Origin of the sequence: Segatella oulorum F0390 (genome assembly GCF_000224615.1) — a bacterium.
Classification (GTDB): domain Bacteria; phylum Bacteroidota; class Bacteroidia; order Bacteroidales; family Bacteroidaceae; genus Prevotella; species Prevotella oulorum.
Genome location: NZ_JH114217.1, coordinates 436,249 through 453,636 on the forward strand (window position 1 = coordinate 436,249; position 17,388 = coordinate 453,636).

15 protein-coding genes are annotated in these 17,388 nt (G+C 48.8%); 6 read left to right on the forward strand and 9 right to left on the reverse strand.

Features of this window, described 5'->3' with window-relative positions; genetic code table 11:
• The coding region (locus tag HMPREF9431_RS13570; protein ID WP_231287818.1) for a hypothetical protein at positions 1 to 274 on the forward strand (274 nt) is incomplete at its 5' end.
• A 129-nt stretch (positions 275 to 403) separates the two neighbouring features.
• Here HMPREF9431_RS13570 and HMPREF9431_RS10975 read toward each other — a convergent pair.
• Positions 404 to 583: a DUF4250 domain-containing protein gene (locus HMPREF9431_RS10975; protein ID WP_004381375.1), complete on the reverse strand. Its 180-nt coding sequence runs from the start codon at positions 581 to 583 to the stop codon at positions 404 to 406.
• 38 nt (positions 584 to 621) lie between these two features.
• A complete protein-coding gene (locus tag HMPREF9431_RS10980) occupies positions 622 to 1,488 on the reverse strand; it encodes a patatin-like phospholipase family protein (protein WP_004381376.1) in 867 nt (288 codons plus the stop codon).
• Positions 1,489 to 1,609: 121 nt separating this feature from the next.
• Between HMPREF9431_RS10980 and HMPREF9431_RS10985 the strand changes: the two genes are divergently transcribed.
• The gene (locus HMPREF9431_RS10985) at positions 1,610 to 2,761 is read left to right on the forward strand and encodes a hypothetical protein (protein ID WP_004381378.1); all 1,152 of its coding nucleotides are present in this window, start codon (positions 1,610 to 1,612) and stop codon (positions 2,759 to 2,761) included.
• 169 nt (positions 2,762 to 2,930) lie between these two features.
• Here the strand turns inward: HMPREF9431_RS10985 and HMPREF9431_RS10990 are convergent, their stop codons facing one another.
• Positions 2,931 to 4,592 (reverse strand): nucleoside kinase, encoded by a 1,662-nt coding sequence (locus tag HMPREF9431_RS10990; RefSeq protein ID WP_040561614.1) that lies wholly within the window; start codon positions 4,590 to 4,592, stop codon positions 2,931 to 2,933.
• A 126-nt stretch (positions 4,593 to 4,718) separates the two neighbouring features.
• On the opposite strand from HMPREF9431_RS10990, the gene HMPREF9431_RS10995 reads away from it, so the two are divergent.
• Both HMPREF9431_RS10995 and HMPREF9431_RS11000 read left to right on the forward strand, forming a co-directional pair.
• Positions 4,719 to 6,428 (forward strand): Na/Pi cotransporter family protein, encoded by a 1,710-nt coding sequence (locus HMPREF9431_RS10995; RefSeq protein ID WP_004381381.1) that lies wholly within the window; start codon positions 4,719 to 4,721, stop codon positions 6,426 to 6,428.
• Between the two features lie 134 nt (positions 6,429 to 6,562).
• Positions 6,563 to 7,834: an O-acetylhomoserine aminocarboxypropyltransferase/cysteine synthase family protein gene (locus HMPREF9431_RS11000; protein ID WP_004381382.1), complete on the forward strand. Its 1,272-nt coding sequence runs from the start codon at positions 6,563 to 6,565 to the stop codon at positions 7,832 to 7,834.
• A gap of 244 nt (positions 7,835 to 8,078) precedes the next feature.
• Here the strand turns inward: HMPREF9431_RS11000 and HMPREF9431_RS11005 are convergent, their stop codons facing one another.
• The 6 genes from HMPREF9431_RS11005 to HMPREF9431_RS11030 all read right to left on the reverse strand — a co-directional run bounded on the left by HMPREF9431_RS11005 (position 8,079) and on the right by HMPREF9431_RS11030 (position 14,793).
• The gene (locus tag HMPREF9431_RS11005; RefSeq protein WP_004381383.1) at positions 8,079 to 8,855 is read right to left on the reverse strand and encodes an ABC transporter ATP-binding protein; all 777 of its coding nucleotides are present in this window, start codon (positions 8,853 to 8,855) and stop codon (positions 8,079 to 8,081) included.
• Positions 8,856 to 8,881: 26 nt separating this feature from the next.
• The gene (gene dinB / locus HMPREF9431_RS11010; RefSeq protein WP_004381384.1) at positions 8,882 to 9,964 is read right to left on the reverse strand and encodes a DNA polymerase IV; all 1,083 of its coding nucleotides are present in this window, start codon (positions 9,962 to 9,964) and stop codon (positions 8,882 to 8,884) included.
• A 140-nt stretch (positions 9,965 to 10,104) separates the two neighbouring features.
• Positions 10,105 to 11,055, reverse strand: a complete 951-nt coding sequence (locus tag HMPREF9431_RS11015; protein WP_004381385.1) for a peptidoglycan DD-metalloendopeptidase family protein — start codon at positions 11,053 to 11,055, stop codon at positions 10,105 to 10,107.
• Between the two features lie 217 nt (positions 11,056 to 11,272).
• The gene (gene recG, locus HMPREF9431_RS11020; RefSeq protein ID WP_004381386.1) at positions 11,273 to 13,375 is read right to left on the reverse strand and encodes an ATP-dependent DNA helicase RecG; all 2,103 of its coding nucleotides are present in this window, start codon (positions 13,373 to 13,375) and stop codon (positions 11,273 to 11,275) included.
• A gap of 2 nt (positions 13,376 to 13,377) precedes the next feature.
• Positions 13,378 to 14,043 (reverse strand): 2-C-methyl-D-erythritol 4-phosphate cytidylyltransferase, encoded by a 666-nt coding sequence (locus HMPREF9431_RS11025; RefSeq protein WP_004381387.1) that lies wholly within the window; start codon positions 14,041 to 14,043, stop codon positions 13,378 to 13,380.
• A gap of 177 nt (positions 14,044 to 14,220) precedes the next feature.
• Positions 14,221 to 14,793 (reverse strand): DJ-1 family glyoxalase III, encoded by a 573-nt coding sequence (locus tag HMPREF9431_RS11030; RefSeq protein ID WP_004381388.1) that lies wholly within the window; start codon positions 14,791 to 14,793, stop codon positions 14,221 to 14,223.
• Between the two features lie 69 nt (positions 14,794 to 14,862).
• On the opposite strand from HMPREF9431_RS11030, the gene HMPREF9431_RS11035 reads away from it, so the two are divergent.
• Positions 14,863 to 15,684: an NAD kinase gene (locus HMPREF9431_RS11035; RefSeq protein ID WP_004381389.1), complete on the forward strand. Its 822-nt coding sequence runs from the start codon at positions 14,863 to 14,865 to the stop codon at positions 15,682 to 15,684.
• A gap of 4 nt (positions 15,685 to 15,688) precedes the next feature.
• The gene (locus HMPREF9431_RS11040; protein ID WP_004381390.1) at positions 15,689 to 17,359 is read left to right on the forward strand and encodes an ABC transporter ATP-binding protein; all 1,671 of its coding nucleotides are present in this window, start codon (positions 15,689 to 15,691) and stop codon (positions 17,357 to 17,359) included.
• Positions 17,360 to 17,388: the final 29 nt, after the last annotated feature.

A 17,388-nucleotide genomic window follows, 5' to 3' on the forward strand; every position in this document is an offset into this window, starting at 1 on the left:
CAGGCTCGTTCGTCAAAAAACAGTGACTTTTTTCTGCGCCGGAGGCTCGTTCGTCAAAAAACAGCGACTTTTTTCTGCGCCGCAGGCTCGTTCGTCAAAAAACAGTGACTTTTTTCTGCGCCGGAGGCTCGTTCGTCAAAAAACAGCGACTTTTTTCTGCGCTGGAGGCTCGTTCGTACAAAAAACAGTGTACTTTTTTCTGCGCCGGAGGCTCGAGCGTCAAAAAACGGTGACTTTTTTCTGCGCCGGAAGCTCGTTCGTCAAAAAACAGTGACTTTTTCTGGACGACATGGGTGCGTTGATGCAACGATGCCGGCAGGCGAAGCGAAAAACAATCGGGGCGAAGATGTTGTGTTGCATCTTCGCCCCGATGAGCGTTTGCGGCCTTTCGGCACGCGGGGATTTACCAAAACTTGTTGTTCTTTACATTGTATTCGAAACCGGCATCGGCCAACTTCGATTCAATGTCTTGACGTTTCACGTGCATGTCGTCGCACAGTTCGTCTAACGATTGATAGTTGTCGCGCAGCAACATGTTGACTGTGCTGAACAAAATCATCGGGTCGTTGGGTAATCTTTCCATATTCAAAAAATTTAAAATGTTCGTTGTTATATTTTGTTTTATCGTGTTGTTTCGTTTTCGAGAAACGCTTTTAGCTGTGGCAGGAGCGCCAAAGCCTGCGCGCGGCCGATGTCGTAGGTGCGTTGCATGCGCTGCCGGTCGTGGGTGATGTGCCGGATGGGCAGTTTTGCCTCGGGCGCAATGACGAAAGCCTTGCCGGCCTTCTCTTGTGCCTCGACGTAGCGCAGTTGCGCATTGTACATCTCGTGGCGCTGCGCAATGGTCTGCACAAAGCGCGGATGGCGATAGTAAACGAGGCGCATGAGGGGCATGAGCGCGTTGGGTTGCTTGATGTAGCCGCGCGGTTGCGTGAGGATGACCACGTTGCGCTCGTAGCCTTGCTCGTTGAAGAACCGGAGCGGAATGGCATCGGCCAGCCCGCCGTCGAGCAGCTTCTGCTCCTTGATTTCAACCCATTGCGAAACCAGCGGCATGGAGGATGAGGCGCGAATCCACTCGCACAGCTCATCGATGTGCATGCCTTCGGTGGCTTGTCGGTAGACGGCTTCGCCCGTTTCCACGTCGGTGGCTACGAGCCAAAACGCAGTTGGGTTGGCATAGAACGTCTTGAAATCAAACAGATCGAGCTCTTCGGGCACCTGATGGTAGCCAAAATCAGCACCAAACAAGTCGCCCGTGCAAAGCCACGAGCGCACACTGCAATAGCGCCAGTCGTGGGCAAAGCGCTGATTATAGCGCAACACGCGGCCGGGTTGCCGGCTCTTGTAGTTGCAACCAAAGGCTGCCCCTGCCGAAACGCCAATCATGCCATCGAAGAAAATGCGCTGCTCGGTGAGCACATCAACGATGCCCATGGTGTAGAGCCCACGCAATGCGCCGCCTTCGAGCACTAATCCTGTTTTCATTTCTACAATCTTTTTACCTGTGCAGCAGCGCCCTTTCATCGGGGTGCTCCGCCGGTTTGTGGGGCAAAGATACGCTTTAATTCAGAAATAATTGCTACTTTTGTGCGTTAAAAATTGCATGATGGAGCATTCAATGATTAAAATCAAGCGGGTTGAAAGTAGGGCTGACTTGCGAAAGTTCGTCCAATTCTATTACGACCTCTATCGGGGCAACGACTGCGCCGTTCCTTTTTTGTTTCAAGATGAGATGAACACGCTGCGCAGCGACCGCAATGCGTCGTTCGAATGTTGCGAGGCTTGCTATTTTCTGGCCTTCAAAGGCGAGCAGATAGTGGGCCGTGTGGCAGCCATTATCAATCGTCGGGCCAACGAAAAATGGCAGCAGCGGGTGGTGCGTTTCGGCTGGTTCGACTTTGTCGACGACGAGGAAGTGTCGCGCAAATTGCTCGAAACGGTGGAGACATGGGGGCGCGAGCGTGGTATGAATGTCATCGTTGGCCCGTTGGGGTTCACCGATATGGATCGCGAAGGCATGATGGTTGAGGGTTTCGACCGCCTCGCCACGATGTATGTCAATTATAATTTCCCCTATTACGTGCGCCACATGGAGCACATGGCGGGCTTTGAAAAGGACAACGACTACGTGGAGTTTCGCATCAAAGTGCCCGAGGTGATTCCGCCAAAGTTTGCGAAGATTGGCGAGATGATTGAGCAGCGCTACGACATTCACGTGCACAAGTTCACCCGTCACGAGCTATTGCACGAGGGCAAGGGGCGGCGTGTGTTCGAGATTATCAACGCCACGTTTAAGGAGTTGTATGGCTATTCGGAACTGTCCGATGCGCAAATCACGCAGTTGGTGAACGAATATATTAAGGTGGCCGATTTGGATTTGGTGTCGTCGGTGGTCGATCGCTCGCGCAACAACGAGATGATTGGCGTGGGCATTTGTTTCCCTTCGTTTGCCAAAGCATTGCAAAAGACGCGCGACGGTAGGCTGTTTCCTTTCGGTTGGTGGCAGCTGTTAAAGGTGTTGAAGTGGCACAAAACCGACACCGTCGACCTGCTGATGATTGCCGTGCTGCCCGAATATCGCAAGAAAGGTGCCAACGCCTTGATCTTTAACGATCTCATCTCGCGCTTCCGCAAGTGCGGTTTTCAGTGGGCCGAGGCCATGCACCAGATGGAAAGCAATCATGCGGTGCAAAGCGAATGGACGTATTTCGACTCCGAGCTGCATCGGCGCCACCGTTGTTATCGCAAATCATTGTAGGCGGTTCGCCCTGTGCTTGTTGTCGCAAGCGCGGCATGGCGCCAAGAAAAAGCTATCACTTTTGTGGGTAAAGTCATTGACATTGCCCGGCAAAGTGATAGCTTTTGCGTTGAAAAGTGGCCGTGTTTCTTTTTGCTTGTGCCACTCGTCGGCGATGAACGGCGTGCGTTTAATACTTAAATGAGCTTCCGCCTAAGAACTCGCGCAGCAGCGATGTGGGCGGAATGTCGTGGTTGCTGATGGGACGAAGATAGTGCAAAAACTTCTTTAATCGGTAGGCTTCGCTGTATTCATCACACCATTCGGGCACTTGTTCTAACAAGGGTTCGACTTGCGTTTTCAGCACGGCCAGCTCGAAAAGCATGGCGGTGTTGAACACGGCATCGGCATTCTCCTGATACGGAAAAATCCATTTGTTCTCGCCGGCCCGCACCGATGGCCAGCGTTTGATGGTCTCTTGTGCGCTCACGCCGCGATACTTGTTGTCGCGAACAATGCGGCGCAGCAACCGATTGTCGGTGGTGGGGATATAGTTATGGTCGTCAAGTAGAATGGTTGTCAGCGCCGATGCATACACCTTATACTGCTGTTCGCTCGGAATTTGCGCGGTGAGCTCGGGGTTGAGGGCGTGAATGCCTTCGACCACGAGCACGTTGTGGGGCTGCATCTTCAAGCGTTTGCCACTCTTTTCGCGCATGCCCGTTTGGAAATTATATTTGGGCAGTTCCACCTCTTCGCCGCGAAACAGCGCGTTGAATTGCTGGTTGAGCAGCGGCAAATCGAGTGCATAAAGACTCTCGTAATCATAATTTCCTTGTGCATCTTTCGGCGTATCGGCACGGTTGACGAAATAATCGTCCAAACTAATCTGCAGCGGTTTGATGCCGTTGGCCAAGAGTTGAATCGAAAGGCGCTTGCAAGTGGTGGTCTTTCCCGACGACGAAGGCCCCGCCAGCAACACCAATTTCACACCATTGCGCGCGGCAATCTCGTCGGCAATCTGCGCAATTTTCTTCTCTTGCAAGGCCTCGCTCACGTGAATTAAATCAATGGCATGCCCCTGTTTCACGGCTTCATTGAAATCGCCCACGGTGCGAATGCCCAAGATTTTCTGCCACGCGTGGTGTTCTTTAAACAGCTCGAACATCTTGTTTTGTTGCGTTATCTCGGGCAGTTGCGCCGGATTGTCCAACGAAGGGATGCGCAACAACAGACCGTCGAAATAGGGTTCCAATCCAAAAAGATAGAGCTGACGCGTGTTGGTGAGCAGCGAACCGTAGTAGAAGTCTACGTAGTCGTCAATCTGATAATACGTGGTGTAGAGCTTTCCCGAGCTTTCCAACAGCTTAGCCTTGGCCTCGTCGCCACGCGTTCTGAACATCTCTACGGCCGCTTCGGTGGTCACTTCGAAACGTCTCACGGGCATTCGCGCATCGATAATGGCCTGCATGCGCTCGCGAATGCGCGTGATGTCGGTAGCTTCGAGCGGGCGACCGAGGTCTACATTCACAAAATAACCGTTGGAAACAGGTATGTCAATCACCACATAACTCTTGGGATAGCAGTCGTGCACGGCTTTGCACAGCACAAAGAACAGCGTGCGCGTGTAGTTTCTTGAGGCCGAAGCGCTGTGCATATCCAAAAACTCCACATCTTTATTATGGTACACGCGAAAGTGCATTCCCTCGACCTTGTTGTTCACTTTGGCGCAGATGGGACCAAAAGCCATTGTCAACTGAAAAGCAGAAAAAACTTCAGAAAGTGTGCTTCCGATGGCCACTTTCATTGTTTTTTTATTATTTTTGCAACGAATTTGAACTTGATGTTCCATGTTTATAATGTTTATATCTCTGCAATGTGATGTCCGGTCAGGCGTGCAAAGTGCGCTTCGACCTATTCAAAGGTATAAAAAAGATTGTATTCCCACATGATTTAGATGATATAAAATCAAAATAATATGTCGATTTGGATAATTTTTAAGCTCATAGGCGCGTTGGCCTTGCTGATGTATGGCATGAAAGCGATGAGCGACAGCTTGCAGAAAATGGCGGGACCACAGCTCAGACATGTGTTAGGCGCTATGACAACCAACCGTTTCACAGGCATTCTTACAGGTGCATTTGTCACGGCAGCGGTACAAAGTTCCACAGCAACTACGGTGATGACGGTGTCGTTTGTGAATGCAGGATTGCTCACCTTGGCGCAAGCTATTTCGGTGATTATGGGTGCAAACATCGGCACAACGCTCACGGCTTGGATCATGAGTGCGGGCTTTTCGTTTCATTTCACCGACTTTGTGTGGCCCGCTTTCACCATAGCCCTCGTCTTAATTTATTCGAAGAAACGCAAGATTATCGGCGATTTTATTTTTGGTATCTCCTTTCTGTTCCTTGGTTTGGGCACGTTAAGCGCCACCGGTAAGGAGATGGATTTAGCACATAACCAAGCCGTTATTGATTTCTTTGCCACTTTCGACCCCACAAGTTTCTCGACAACCATTCTCTTTTTGCTCATTGGTGGCGTGCTAACGATGCTCGTTCACAGCTCGGCTGCCATCATGGCCATCACGATGATTCTTTGTTCTACGGGCGTTTTGCCCATCTATCAGGGCATAGCTTTGGTAATGGGTGAGAATGTTGGCACCACTGTTACCTCGATATTGGCTTCGCTCACGGCCAACACGCAGGCGCGAAGAGCGGCTTTTGCCCACATGTTCTTCAACCTCTTTGGCGTGCTTTGGATGCTCATTGTCTTCCATCCCTTTGTGCATGCGGTGTGCGGATTGGTGGACTATGATGATCAACTCAAGGCCCACGACCCGGGATTTGCGGCTAATGCAGCGAAATTGAGTTTTGCTTTGGCGGCCTTCCATACGGCTTTCAACGTCATCAACACTTGCGTATTGATGGGCTTTATCAAGCAGATTGAACAGATTGTTTGCTTTATTATTAAGCCTAAGAAGCAGGCCGATGAGGATGATTTCCGCTTGCGTTTCATCCAAACGGGTATCATGAAGACCCCCGAACTCTCGGTGCTTGAAGCGCAAAAGGAGATTTCCAGTTTTGCCGAACGCATTCAACGCATGTTTGGTATGGTGCGCAATCTCTTGGAAGAGCGCGACGAAAAGAAATTCATGGATATTTATAACCGCATTGAAAAATATGAAGGTATCAGCGATAGCATGGAGATTGAGATTGCCAACTACCTCAATGAGGTGAGCGATTTGCATTTGAGTGATGAGACAAAGGCTAAGATTCGTGCCATGCTTCGTGAGATTAGTGAGATTGAAAGTATCGGCGATAGCTGCTTCAATATGGCGCGAACTATTCACCGACGCGTGAATGGAAAGGAGGATTTCACGCCGCAACAATACAACCATATCCACCAGATGTTCACGCTTACCAACAATGCTTTGGAGCAAATGAACTACATGTTTAAGCACAATCGCGAGACCATTGACGTGAATAAGTCGTTCAATATTGAGAACGAAATCAACAACTATCGCAATCAGTTGCGCACGCAAAACATCAATGATGTCAACTCACATGCTTACACTTACACCATCGGAACGATATATATGGACATTATTCAGGAGTGTGAAAAGCTTGGTGATTATGTCGTAAATGTAGTGGAAGCGCGCATGAACACGCGTCAACACGATAATTAGATGCGATTCCTATCTTTAGATAATATTTATCCTTGGTCCTGTCAACCGTATTATCCATCGTTGGGTTTCTCCGAAAAGCATCAAGAAACAGAAGTCATGACAAAGTTAGACCGTATATAAAAAGCAATGATAAGATGAAAAAAAGTCTTGAAACCATCTGCATTCATGGCGGATGGAAGCCTAAAAAAGGAGAGCCCCAACAGTTGCCTATCTACCAAAGCACAACTTTCAAATATGAGAGTAGTGAGCAAATGGCACGCCTATTTGACTTAGAAGATAGCGGATATTTCTATACTCGCCTGGCAAACCCTACCAATGATGCTGTTGCAAAGAAGATAGCTGCCCTTGAAGGAGGTATTGGTGCGGTGCTCACATCGTCTGGTCAGGCGGCAAACTTCTATGCGATTGTCAATCTTTGTGAGGCTGGCGACCACTTTATTACGTCCAATACAATCTATGGTGGTACATTCAATCTCTTTGGAGTTACGCTGAAAAAGTTAGGAATTACATGCACCTTTATCGATCCGGAGTGGGATGACGCCAAAATAGAGGCTGCATTCCGCCCCAACACAAAATGCTTCTTTGGCGAAACCATATCCAATCCTGGGGGAAAGGTATTCGATATAGAACGCTTTGCAACGATGGCTCATCAGCATGGTATACCCTTAATCATAGACAATACGTTTGCAACACCCATCAATTGCCGCCCATTCGAATGGGGTTGTGATATCGTTACCCATTCTACAACCAAGTATATGGATGGACATGCTACACAGGTTGGTGGCGCAGTGGTTGACTCTGGCCACTTTAATTGGGAGGCCTATCCTGGGAAGTTCCATGGGCTGACTACGCCAGATGAGAGCTATCATGGGATTATTTATACCCAAACCTTTGGAAAAATGGCCTATCTCACCAAACTTATCACGCAACTGATGAGAGATTTAGGAAGTATTCCTGCACCTCAAAATTCATTCCTTCTTAATTTAGGTCTTGAGACTTTGTATCTTCGAATGAAGCAACATTGTGCGAATGCGCAGAAGGTTGCCGAGTGGTTGGAAAAGAATGAGAGGGTGGCATGGGTGAATTATTGCGGTCTTCCTTCAAATAAGTATTACGCTTTAGGGCAAAAATATCTCCCAAATGGGTCGTGTGGTGTTATCGCTTTTGGCTTGAAAGGTTCACGAGAAGATGCAATTCGGTTTATCGATCGCCTTGATTTTATTTCAATTGTGACCCATGTGGCCGATGTGCGTACATGCGTTTTGCATCCAGCAAGCCACACACACAGACAACTTACAGATGAACAACTCCGTGAAGCAGGTATTGCGCCCGACTTAATTCGACTCTCTGTGGGTATTGAAAACGTTGATGATATCATTGCAGATATTGAACAAGCCTTGGAATAGTTCATGAGGCAGATAAATAAAAAGGACACTCCGCTATACGAAGTGTCCTTTTCTTTTTGTGCCTTCCCTGCAGGAATGTCGTGCGAAGTATGCGTTAAGGGCAAGTAATATAGGCGATATGGTGAGCAAATATGGATGATATTACATGCAAATATCGATGATATTGCATGTAAAAGTGAATGATATTGCAAGGAACGGTGAATGCTCTTACGCGCAGGTGGGAGTGATGTGGTGAGCAATAGGGCTATATATCGACCTTTGATTGATATGATATTTCCATGGTTTGTGGGTTGAAAGTCACATCCTTTTGATGGATATAGTTTGCCAAAAGGCCTGTATCGGCTAACTGTTTTGGTGTGCCTTCGTGCAGCTTTCCGGCTTGCATAAGCCACAGGTTGTCGGCCATTTTCAAGGCAAAAGCAAGGTCATGGGTTGACAGAAGAATGGTTTTTTGCAATCGATGAGCTAAGTGTTTGAGTAGCTTGAGCATGTCAATCTTACTCGGAAAATCGAGGAATGCCGTGGGTTCGTCTAAGAGAATGATGGGCGTTTGCTGGGCCAAAGCTTTCGCTATCATCACCTTTTGGCGTTCGCCATCGCTGAGTGTGCCCACCTTTCTTTGGGAGAAAGCCTGCATCCCCACTAACGATAGGCTCTCCATGACAATGGTTTCGTCGTGCGAAGTGAGACGTCCCCAGTGGTCAGTATAGGGGTATCGCCCTAAAGCCACTAATTCATTGACGCATAATTGCTGCACGGTTATGGGACGTGTGAGCACGATACTCATCTGTTTGGCCAAAGCTTTTGCCGAATAGGCTGCAATGCTTTTCCCCGCAATGTCGACGGTTCCACCGAGTGGAGGCAATGCTCCGCTCATGGTGTTGAGTAGGGTTGATTTGCCCATGCCGTTTGAACCTAACAGACAAGTGAGGGTTCCTGCCGACAAAGAGGCCTGCAAATGCGCCGCAATACAGTTGTGATGATAACCAATTGTGAGGTCGTTGAGTGCGATTGTTTCCATGCTACAAAGGTAAGTATTTATTGCTATTACACCTTAAAGTCAAGCTCTAATTGCACCCATTCTGTTTTTATTTTGCCATCTTCCGTCACCGAATTAGAGACTGTTAAGCCCATCAGGCGTATGGGGTGCATATTGCTGTAATGGATTTGGTGCAGTAATTGTTTGGCCAAAGGTAGAATATCTTTCTTGGTTTGCAGCTTTTTGTGGGTGGTGATGCTACGCGTAATCTGCTGAAAATCGTTGTATTTTATTTTCAAGGTCACCGTCTTTCCCACAAATTTACTCTTTTCTAAGCGCTCGGTAAGCTCCACTACCAAGTGATAAAGCGCAATCAATATAGCCGAAGGTCGGATGAGATCTTCTGAAAAAGTGTGCTCACACCCCACCGATTTGCGCACATAGTTGGTCACAACCGGTCGTTCATCAATGCCACGTGCATAGTTATAGAAGACAGGTCCCATCTTTCCGAAGACCGATTTGAGATGTCCTACTGAGCATTGGCGCAGCTGTTCGCCATTAAAAATCCCCATTTTGTGCATCTTCTGTGCCGTTTTTGGCCCAACACCCCATAGGTCTTCCACCTGTAATTGTGCGATAAAGTCGAGTGCTTGATCGGGATGAATGATGTATAGGCCATCGGGTTTGTGATAATCGGATGCAATTTTAGCCAATAATTTGTTGTAAGATATGCCGGCCGATGCCGTGAGATGCAGCTCGTCTTTGATGCGCTGTTTAATCTCTTTTGCAATCTCTGAGGCCAACGGCATGCCTTTTTTATTGTGCGTTACATCTAAAAATGCCTCATCAAGTGATAGGGGTTCCACCAAATCTGTATAATCATGAAAGATGGAATGGATGGCCCATGACACCTCTTTATAGCGTTCATAGCGACCCGGAACCACGATTAAATCCTTGCACATGCGCTTGGCTATTTGCATCGACATGGCCGACCGTACGCCATATTTTCGTGCTTCATAGCTGGCAGTTGACACCACTCCACGCACATCATCATAGCCCACTGCAATGGGTTTTCCTCGCAGTTCGGGATGATCGCGCTGTTCAACGCTCGCGAAAAAAGCATCCATATCAATATGAATAATCTTGCGCATGTGCAAAAAGAGTTATACAGAAGTTGTGAATTGATGAAACAAAATGTCTCGTAGGGGGTGAAATAAAAAGCCGCAAGCGTTACATAACGCCCGCGACTCCAAAAACTTTCAAGTATTTATTGATGTTGAAAAAGGATCTGTTATGAGTATCTTAGAATCATTCCCGGACGTACTTTGGCGTTAGCACTGAGGTGGTTGAGGCTGCAAATCTTCTCAACAGTCACGCCTCTTAGCTTCGCTATCGACGCAAGTGTTTCGCCATTCTTCACCTTATGATAGAGCAACTCGTCATTATCAGCATGCTTCTTGTCCTTGTAGCTGCCGGGTTCGCCATTCTGTACCAAATCTCTTGTGTAGCCACCATTACCCACTTTTCCACGAAGGCGTGTTGCTTCAACCGACTCTTCGTCGTAGGTATTCACATTATATACATAGTAATCGCCCGTGACATCCTGATTTCTGAAGTCGAACATCAATGCCGGATTGAGCGCCACGCCACACAATCGTGTCTCGAAGTGCAAGTGAGAACCTGTGCTTCGCCCTGTGTTTCCGCCCAAGCCAATCACATCTCCGGCTTTAACCGATTGGTTTTCGCTTACCAATTGCTCTGAAAGATGACCGTAAATCGTCTCCAAACCATTGGGATGTCTGATGACGATATATTTGCCATAGCCACCTGCTTCATAGCGTACGATGCGCACTTTACCACTGAATGCAGCGCGGATGGTATCGCCAATATACACTTTGATGTCTAATCCTTTGTGCGGTCTTCCCCAGCGGTTACCGAAATTACTGGTCACCACACGGCTGGGAGTAGGCATGCAAAAATGGCGCAAGTCAATCTTAAACGTGTCGGGCATCTGTGTTCTTTTGTGTGCATAGCGGTTGTCCCACTCTTGATAAAGTTCAGATGCCGGCGATTGTTCTTGCTCTTTTTCGATGATACTTCTCAGTGCAAGCGTGTCAACCGCCTTCATTTTTCTGTCAATAGGTGCCTGACGTGCTAATAAATCCTGTGCCTGCGCAGGGAGGATTGCACAAGCGAATGTCGCAATTATTGTAATTCTTTGAATGCTCTTTTTAAAACTCATACATCAGTTTTTAGATTCAGACCCAATCAAGATGAAAGCAATGTGCATCAAGGAAGCATTGGGTAAGGTCCAAATACAGACCTGTTTTCTAATGAAAAGCGTTGCAAAGGTAGTAAAAAAAATCGCACGTTCATCTGTTGTTAACGTATTTTAGGCTACTTTTAGAAACGCAACGCGTCTGTTTTTGCCTTTTTAGCCTATGCACTACCGACTTTATTTATGAGATAGCCGCCCAGTTGACATTGGTTTTACGCAAGGCTTTCAGGCGCTGCCACAGCATTTGGTGTGCGGGATTTTCGCCTAATGGGTCGCTTTCTATAATCTTTTGTGCCACCTCTCTTGCCATTTGCACCAACTGTCCGTCGCGTGCAATGTTGGCAATCTTCAGGTCGAAGGCAATGCCACTCTGTTGCGTTCCCTCAAGATCGCCGGGACCACGCAGCTTTAAATCGGCCTCGGCAATGCGGAAACCATCGTTGGTTTCGCACATGATGTCGATGCGTTTGCGGGTCTCTTCGCTGAGTTTATAGCCTGTGACGAGAATGCAATAGGATTGTTTCGCGCCACGTCCCACGCGCCCTCGCAACTGATGGAGCTGCGAAAGGCCAAACCGTTGGGCATCCATAATGACCATTACCGATGCATTGGGCACGTTGACTCCCACTTCTATCACCGTCGTTGCCACTAAGATTTGCGTCTCGCCCTGCACAAACTTGTGCATTTCCTCTTCCTTTTCAGCCGGTTTCAGTTTGCCATGCACTTTGCTAATAGCATATTGTGGAAAGATTTCGCAGAGGTTTTCGTAGCCTTTCTCCAAATCTTTTAAATCGTTTTTCTCATTCTCTTTGATGAGCGGAAACACCACATAAACCTGCCTCCCCTGCTCAATCTGCTGGCGTATGCCTTGATACAGACTCGTGATTTGGGTGTCATATTTGTGCAAGGTCTCAATCGGTTTGCGGCCGGGAGGCAGCTCATCAATCACACTTACTTCCAAATCGCCATAGATGGTCATGGCTAAGGTGCGCGGAATGGGGGTAGCTGTCATCACGAGAATGTGGGGCGGTTGCTCGCTTTTTGCCCACAATCGTGCGCGTTGTGCCACGCCAAAGCGATGTTGTTCGTCGACAACAGCCAAGCCAAGGCGTGCAAATTGCACGGTGTCTTCGATGACAGCGTGGGTGCCAACGAGAATGTTTATCTCGCCTTTGGCCAGACGTTCGAGCAGCGTTTGGCGACGTTTCCCTTTTACAACGCCGGTCAACAACGCCACTTCTACGGGCATATCGTGCAGAAATTCCTTGATGGTGACAAAATGTTGCTCGGCTAAAATTTCGGTAGGTGCCATGATGCAGGCCTGAAAACCGTTACCAATGGCAATCAACATCGTCATTAAAGCGACCAGCGTTTTGCCCGACCCCACATCGCCTTGCAGCAGTCGGTTCATCTGTTTTCCACTGTCCATGTCGGCTCTTATCTCGTGCATCACGCGCTTTTGTGCACCCGTTAGAGCAAAGGGCAGGTTGTTTTCGTAGAATTGATGAAACACTTGTCCCACTTGATGGAAGCGGTATCCGCTGTATTTTCGGCGGCGGTCGTGCGCATAACGCAGAATGTTGAGCTGCACATAGAAAAGCTCTTCAAACTTCAATCGCACTTGTGCGCGCTGCAATTCGTCCAAAGAGTGGGGGTAGTGAATGCCATGAAAGGCCGCTTCGCGCGAAAGAAGATGCAGCGGTTGCGTGATGAATGGCGGCAATGTCTCGGGCAAACTGCCTTGCGGAAGCCTTGCGATGAGCGTCTTGGTGAGCTTCTCTATGGCCCGACTTGTGATGCCCCCGTTCTTCATTCGCTCCGTGGTTATATAATAAGGTTGCATGCCCATCTCGTTGAGTTGCAAGGTGGTTGCCTCCTCTATTTCGGGATGTGCAAACTGAAAACGGCCGCCATAGACCAACGGTTTGCCGAAAACAATGTATTCAACGCCTAACTGATAGGTTTTGCTGACATATTGAACGCCGCGAAACCACACCAAGTCGACCACACCATGGCCATCGCTGAAATGTGCCACCAAGCGCTTTTTGCGTGGCGTTGTGGCAAACTCCTCGAAACTGAGTATCTTACCTTTGAGCTGCACAAAAGGCATATTGCCGTTCAACTCGTTGATGGTGTAGACCTTACTTCTATCTACATATTTATAAGGATAGTACTCTAAGAGGTCGCCCCACGTGTTGATTTGGAGCTCTTTCGCCAAAATTTCTTTGCGTTTGGGCCCCACTCCGGGCAGATACATGATGTCTTGTTCGAGAATGTCGGGCATGGTTACAGCAGGGTTTCAGCCACTTTTAAATCAAAGGGGGTCGTGATTTTGATGTTCTCTCGCGTTCCCTCTACCAAGGTTATTGGCTCTCCCAAGGCTTCAACCACCGATGCATCGTCGGTGAAATGGTCTTGGAAGGGCTGTTGATAGGCGCGCCGAAGAAGGGCGATGTCAAACACTTGTGGGGTTTGCGCCAAGCGGTATTGCTCGCGTGGCACATGCCGTGCCTCGCCATTCTGCCCCACATGACAGAGCGAGTCGTGGGGGAGAAGTGCCGGTAGTGCGGCTGCATGCTCGCGGGCAGCTGTGAAACAGCGGTCAATGAGGTCGGGTGTAACGAACGGACGCACGCCATCGTGGATGCCCACCACGCCGCTTTCGCCTGCGGGAATAGCGGCTAACCCATGCTTACACGAGTCGAAACGTGTCTGTCCGCCATCGACAATGCAATGCGGAATGGTGAAATTGTAATCGTTACACAGTTGTTTCCAATGGTGCTGTTGTGCTTTGGGGAGCACCACAATCAGCTGTAAGTCTGCCGAATAGTTGTAGAACTGCTCCATGGTGCGCATGAGAATCGGCCTTCCCCCGAGCAAAAGAAACTGCTTGGGAATATCGGCTCCCATGCGCATGCCTTTGCCACCAGCGACGATAATGATATAGTCCATAATAACGTTAGCGGCACCATGTCTTGCAAAAGCTATGCTTTTAGGTGGTAAAAGCATGGCTATTGTGACGCAATTTCCATGCTTTTAGCGACCCATTGCTATGCTTTTGCACGACGTGTGCCTTATGAATTGCCGTTTTATCTTTGTTTGCCCGCCCACAAAGGCCTGGCCATTGGTTTATGCTTGGCTTAGCAAATGGGTGTATTGCATGCCATCTTGCAACTGCTTCACGACAGACTTGTCGACGAAGTAGCTTAAAATCTGATAGGCATAGGGGAGGGTTGCCGCCGGACCTTCGCCCGTAATGACATTGCCATCCTCTTGAAACAGTGTGCCGGTGTAGGTGGTTGACGCATTGAAGTAGCGTTCAAACCCAGGGCTGCACGTCGCTTTCTTGCCATCAAGGATGCCACAACCGGCCAAAACCATTGGTGCTGCGCAGATGGCTCCGATGCGCTTTGCCGCCTGATGGTGGCGCCGGAGCAATGCTTTTAAGCCTTCGTGTTCATTCAAATGCGTAGAGCCGGGCAGGCCACCCGGCAGCAAGAGCATGTCGGCATCGTCGAAATGGCCCGCATCTTCAAAGCGGAGATCGGCCAAGAGAGTCACACCATGTGAACTGGTTACTTCCAAACTCCCCGTGATGCTCACGGTTTTCACCTCTAAACCGCCACGACGTAGAATGTCAACCGGGGCAAGGGCTTCCATCTCTTCGAAGCCATTGGCTAAAAACTCATATACTTTTGCCATTATCTTTGATATTTTGTTTATATTTGCAAATATAATAATAAAAATTGATTTAGCAAAGCATTTCTATCCATGCAACGGCAACTAACATTTGCTTTCTTAGGCAATGAATATCGAAGTGAGGCAATTGCCCCCTATCTCGAGCAAGCCATGAGTTTTTTAGCAGCGCACCATGCACAGCTTTTTATTGAGCCTGAGACATTGGAACAGGTCGATTTTGTACTCTCAATGGGTGGTGATGGCACCTTTCTGCGTGCTGTGAATCGCATTGGTGCACGCGAAATCCCTATCATTGGGGTGAATATGGGGCGTTTAGGTTTCTTGGCTGATGTGCATCCTGAGCAGTTTTTGCCGATGTTGTCAGAGGTGCTTGCAGGACATTACACCCTTGAAAACCACACTGTGATTCAGCTTCATGCCACTTGTTCGGCGGGCGAATGGAATCCGTTTGCACTCAATGATATTGCCATTTTGAAGCGCGATACGGCTGCAATGATTCGCATTTTGGCACGTGTTGATGGTGCGTTGTTGGGAGAATATCAAGCCGATGGTCTGATTGTCGCAACCCCCACAGGTAGTACGGCCTACAGCTTGTCGAATGGAGGCCCCATCATTGTGCCCCAGAGCGGTAGCCTTTGCCTGACGCCTGTGGCACCCCACAGTCTCAATCTGCGTCCCATCGTCATCAACGATAGCAGCAAGATTGATTTAGAAGTGGAGTCGCGGTCGCATAGTTTCTTGGTAGCCATTGACGGACGTAGCATGAAAATGGCCGACGGGGTGCAGCTTTCGATTACCAAGGCACAGCATGTGGTGAAGGTGGTGAAGCTGCAAGGACAAAGTTTTTTTACCACGTTGCGCGAAAAATTGATGTGGGGTGTAGATCAACGATGAAGGCATGCGGATAAAGACATTATTAAAGATTCCTGATTTCAAGTACGATGCGCGCACCATTATGAAATGGTTGTGGCATGCTTGGCGCGGCAATCAGTTGCAAGCGGTGCTCAATGCGCTCATCGGTTTATTGGGCGTGGTGGTGAATTTGGCGCAGGTGTGGGCCGTCAAGCATGCGATTGATGTGGCTTCGGGCACGCTTCCGGGCAGCATTTATGGTGCGGTGGGGCTGATGGCAGCCTTGATATTACTCGACTTTTCGTTGAACATCGCTGGCGTGTGGGTGCGCAACATTCTGGGTATTCAGGCGCAAAACCGCATGCAGCAGCGCATGCTTGACCGGCTGTTGAAAGCTGTTTGGCAGGGTAGGGAGCATCATCACTCGGCCGATGTGCTCAACCGTTTGGAGTTTGATGTGAGCAATGTGGTGAATTTCTTAACCGAAGTCATTCCCAATACGTTGTCCGTCTTGGCCTTGTTTGTCGGTGCTTTTTGCTATCTTTTCTCGATGGATAAGTGGCTTTCTGTCACCGTTATTGCCATCTTTCCGTTGTTTTTGCTTTTCAGTAAGCTTTATGTTGGGCAGATGCGTAGGCTCACCCGGCAAGTGAGAGATAGTGACAGCAAGGTGCAAAGCGTGTTGCAAGAGACACTGCAACATCGCATGTTGATCAAGACTTTGGAGCGCAATCGCACGATGGTTGAACGCTTAGAGGACATGCAAAGTGAGCTGCGCCACCATGTTGTGCGCCGAACAAAGTTCAGTGTTCTCAGCAATGTCATTGTGAATTTGGGCTTTGCTGTGGGCTATTTAATTGCTTTTTTGTGGGCAGCCTTGCGCATGTTGGACCACACATTGACCTTTGGCGGCATGACAGCTTTCTTGCAATTAGTGAACAAGATACAGGGTCCGGCACGCAGTCTGACAAAACTCTTTCCGGCATTTGTCAGTGTTTTCACCGCAGCAGAGCGGCTGATGGAGCTTGAAGAGGAGCCGCTTGAGGAGCAAGGAGGGCCCATCTACATGAAAACGCCATGCGGCATTCGGTTGAATAGCATTGGTTATACCTATGCCGATGGCACGGAGAAGGTGATAAATCAACTCTCGTTTGATTTCAAACCCGGCAGTTGCACCGCTATCTTGGGCGAAACGGGGGCGGGAAAGACAACCCTTGTGCGCATGTTGCTGGCGCTCTTGTCGCCGCAAGAGGGGGAGGTTGAAATCTATGATGCACGACATCACGAGACCCTCACGCCGCGACACCGCTGCAATTTCGTCTATGTGCCACAGGGTAACACGCTGTTGAGTGGCACCATACGCGAGAACCTGCGGCTTGGAAAGCTGGATGCGACCGACGAAGAGATGTATGAAGTCTTGCACACGAGTTGTGCTGACTTTGTGAAATCGCTGCCCTTGGGGCTTAATACCCTTTGTTCGGAGCAAGGAGGCGGGCTTAGTGAAGGGCAAGCACAGCGCATAGCCATCGCTCGAAGCCTGCTCAGAGACCGTGCTATCATGCTTTTTGATGAGGCGACGAGTGCGTTAGACCCTGCGACTGAGCGGCAGTTGCTGAAGAACATTCTCTCGAATCATGCCAAGACTATTATCTTTATCACCCACCGACCTGCCGTGATTGATTATTGCGATGCAACCTTAAAAATTGAAAAAATATAAGGTTTAAGGCGAAAAATGTTATCGGTGAT

Excerpts from the sequence above, each read along its gene's own strand:
- HMPREF9431_RS10975 (WP_004381375.1), bottom strand. The coding sequence starts at position 583 with ATGGAAAGATTACCCAACGACCCGATGATTTTGTTCAGCACAGTCAAC.
- HMPREF9431_RS10980 (WP_004381376.1), bottom strand. The coding sequence starts at position 1,488 with ATGAAAACAGGATTAGTGCTCGAAGGCGGCGCATTGCGTGGGCTCTAC.
- HMPREF9431_RS10985 (WP_004381378.1), top strand. The coding sequence starts at position 1,610 with ATGGAGCATTCAATGATTAAAATCAAGCGGGTTGAAAGTAGGGCTGAC.
- HMPREF9431_RS10990 (WP_040561614.1), bottom strand. The coding sequence starts at position 4,592 with ATGGAACATCAAGTTCAAATTCGTTGCAAAAATAATAAAAAAACAATG.
- HMPREF9431_RS10995 (WP_004381381.1), top strand. The coding sequence starts at position 4,719 with ATGTCGATTTGGATAATTTTTAAGCTCATAGGCGCGTTGGCCTTGCTG.
- HMPREF9431_RS11000 (WP_004381382.1), top strand. The coding sequence starts at position 6,563 with ATGAAAAAAAGTCTTGAAACCATCTGCATTCATGGCGGATGGAAGCCT.
- HMPREF9431_RS11005 (WP_004381383.1), bottom strand. The coding sequence starts at position 8,855 with ATGGAAACAATCGCACTCAACGACCTCACAATTGGTTATCATCACAAC.
- dinB (WP_004381384.1), bottom strand. The coding sequence starts at position 9,964 with ATGCGCAAGATTATTCATATTGATATGGATGCTTTTTTCGCGAGCGTT.
- HMPREF9431_RS11015 (WP_004381385.1), bottom strand. The coding sequence starts at position 11,055 with ATGAGTTTTAAAAAGAGCATTCAAAGAATTACAATAATTGCGACATTC.
- recG (WP_004381386.1), bottom strand. The coding sequence starts at position 13,375 with ATGCCCGACATTCTCGAACAAGACATCATGTATCTGCCCGGAGTGGGG.
- HMPREF9431_RS11025 (WP_004381387.1), bottom strand. The coding sequence starts at position 14,043 with ATGGACTATATCATTATCGTCGCTGGTGGCAAAGGCATGCGCATGGGA.
- HMPREF9431_RS11030 (WP_004381388.1), bottom strand. The coding sequence starts at position 14,793 with ATGGCAAAAGTATATGAGTTTTTAGCCAATGGCTTCGAAGAGATGGAA.
- HMPREF9431_RS11035 (WP_004381389.1), top strand. The coding sequence starts at position 14,863 with ATGCAACGGCAACTAACATTTGCTTTCTTAGGCAATGAATATCGAAGT.
- HMPREF9431_RS11040 (WP_004381390.1), top strand. The coding sequence starts at position 15,689 with ATGCGGATAAAGACATTATTAAAGATTCCTGATTTCAAGTACGATGCG.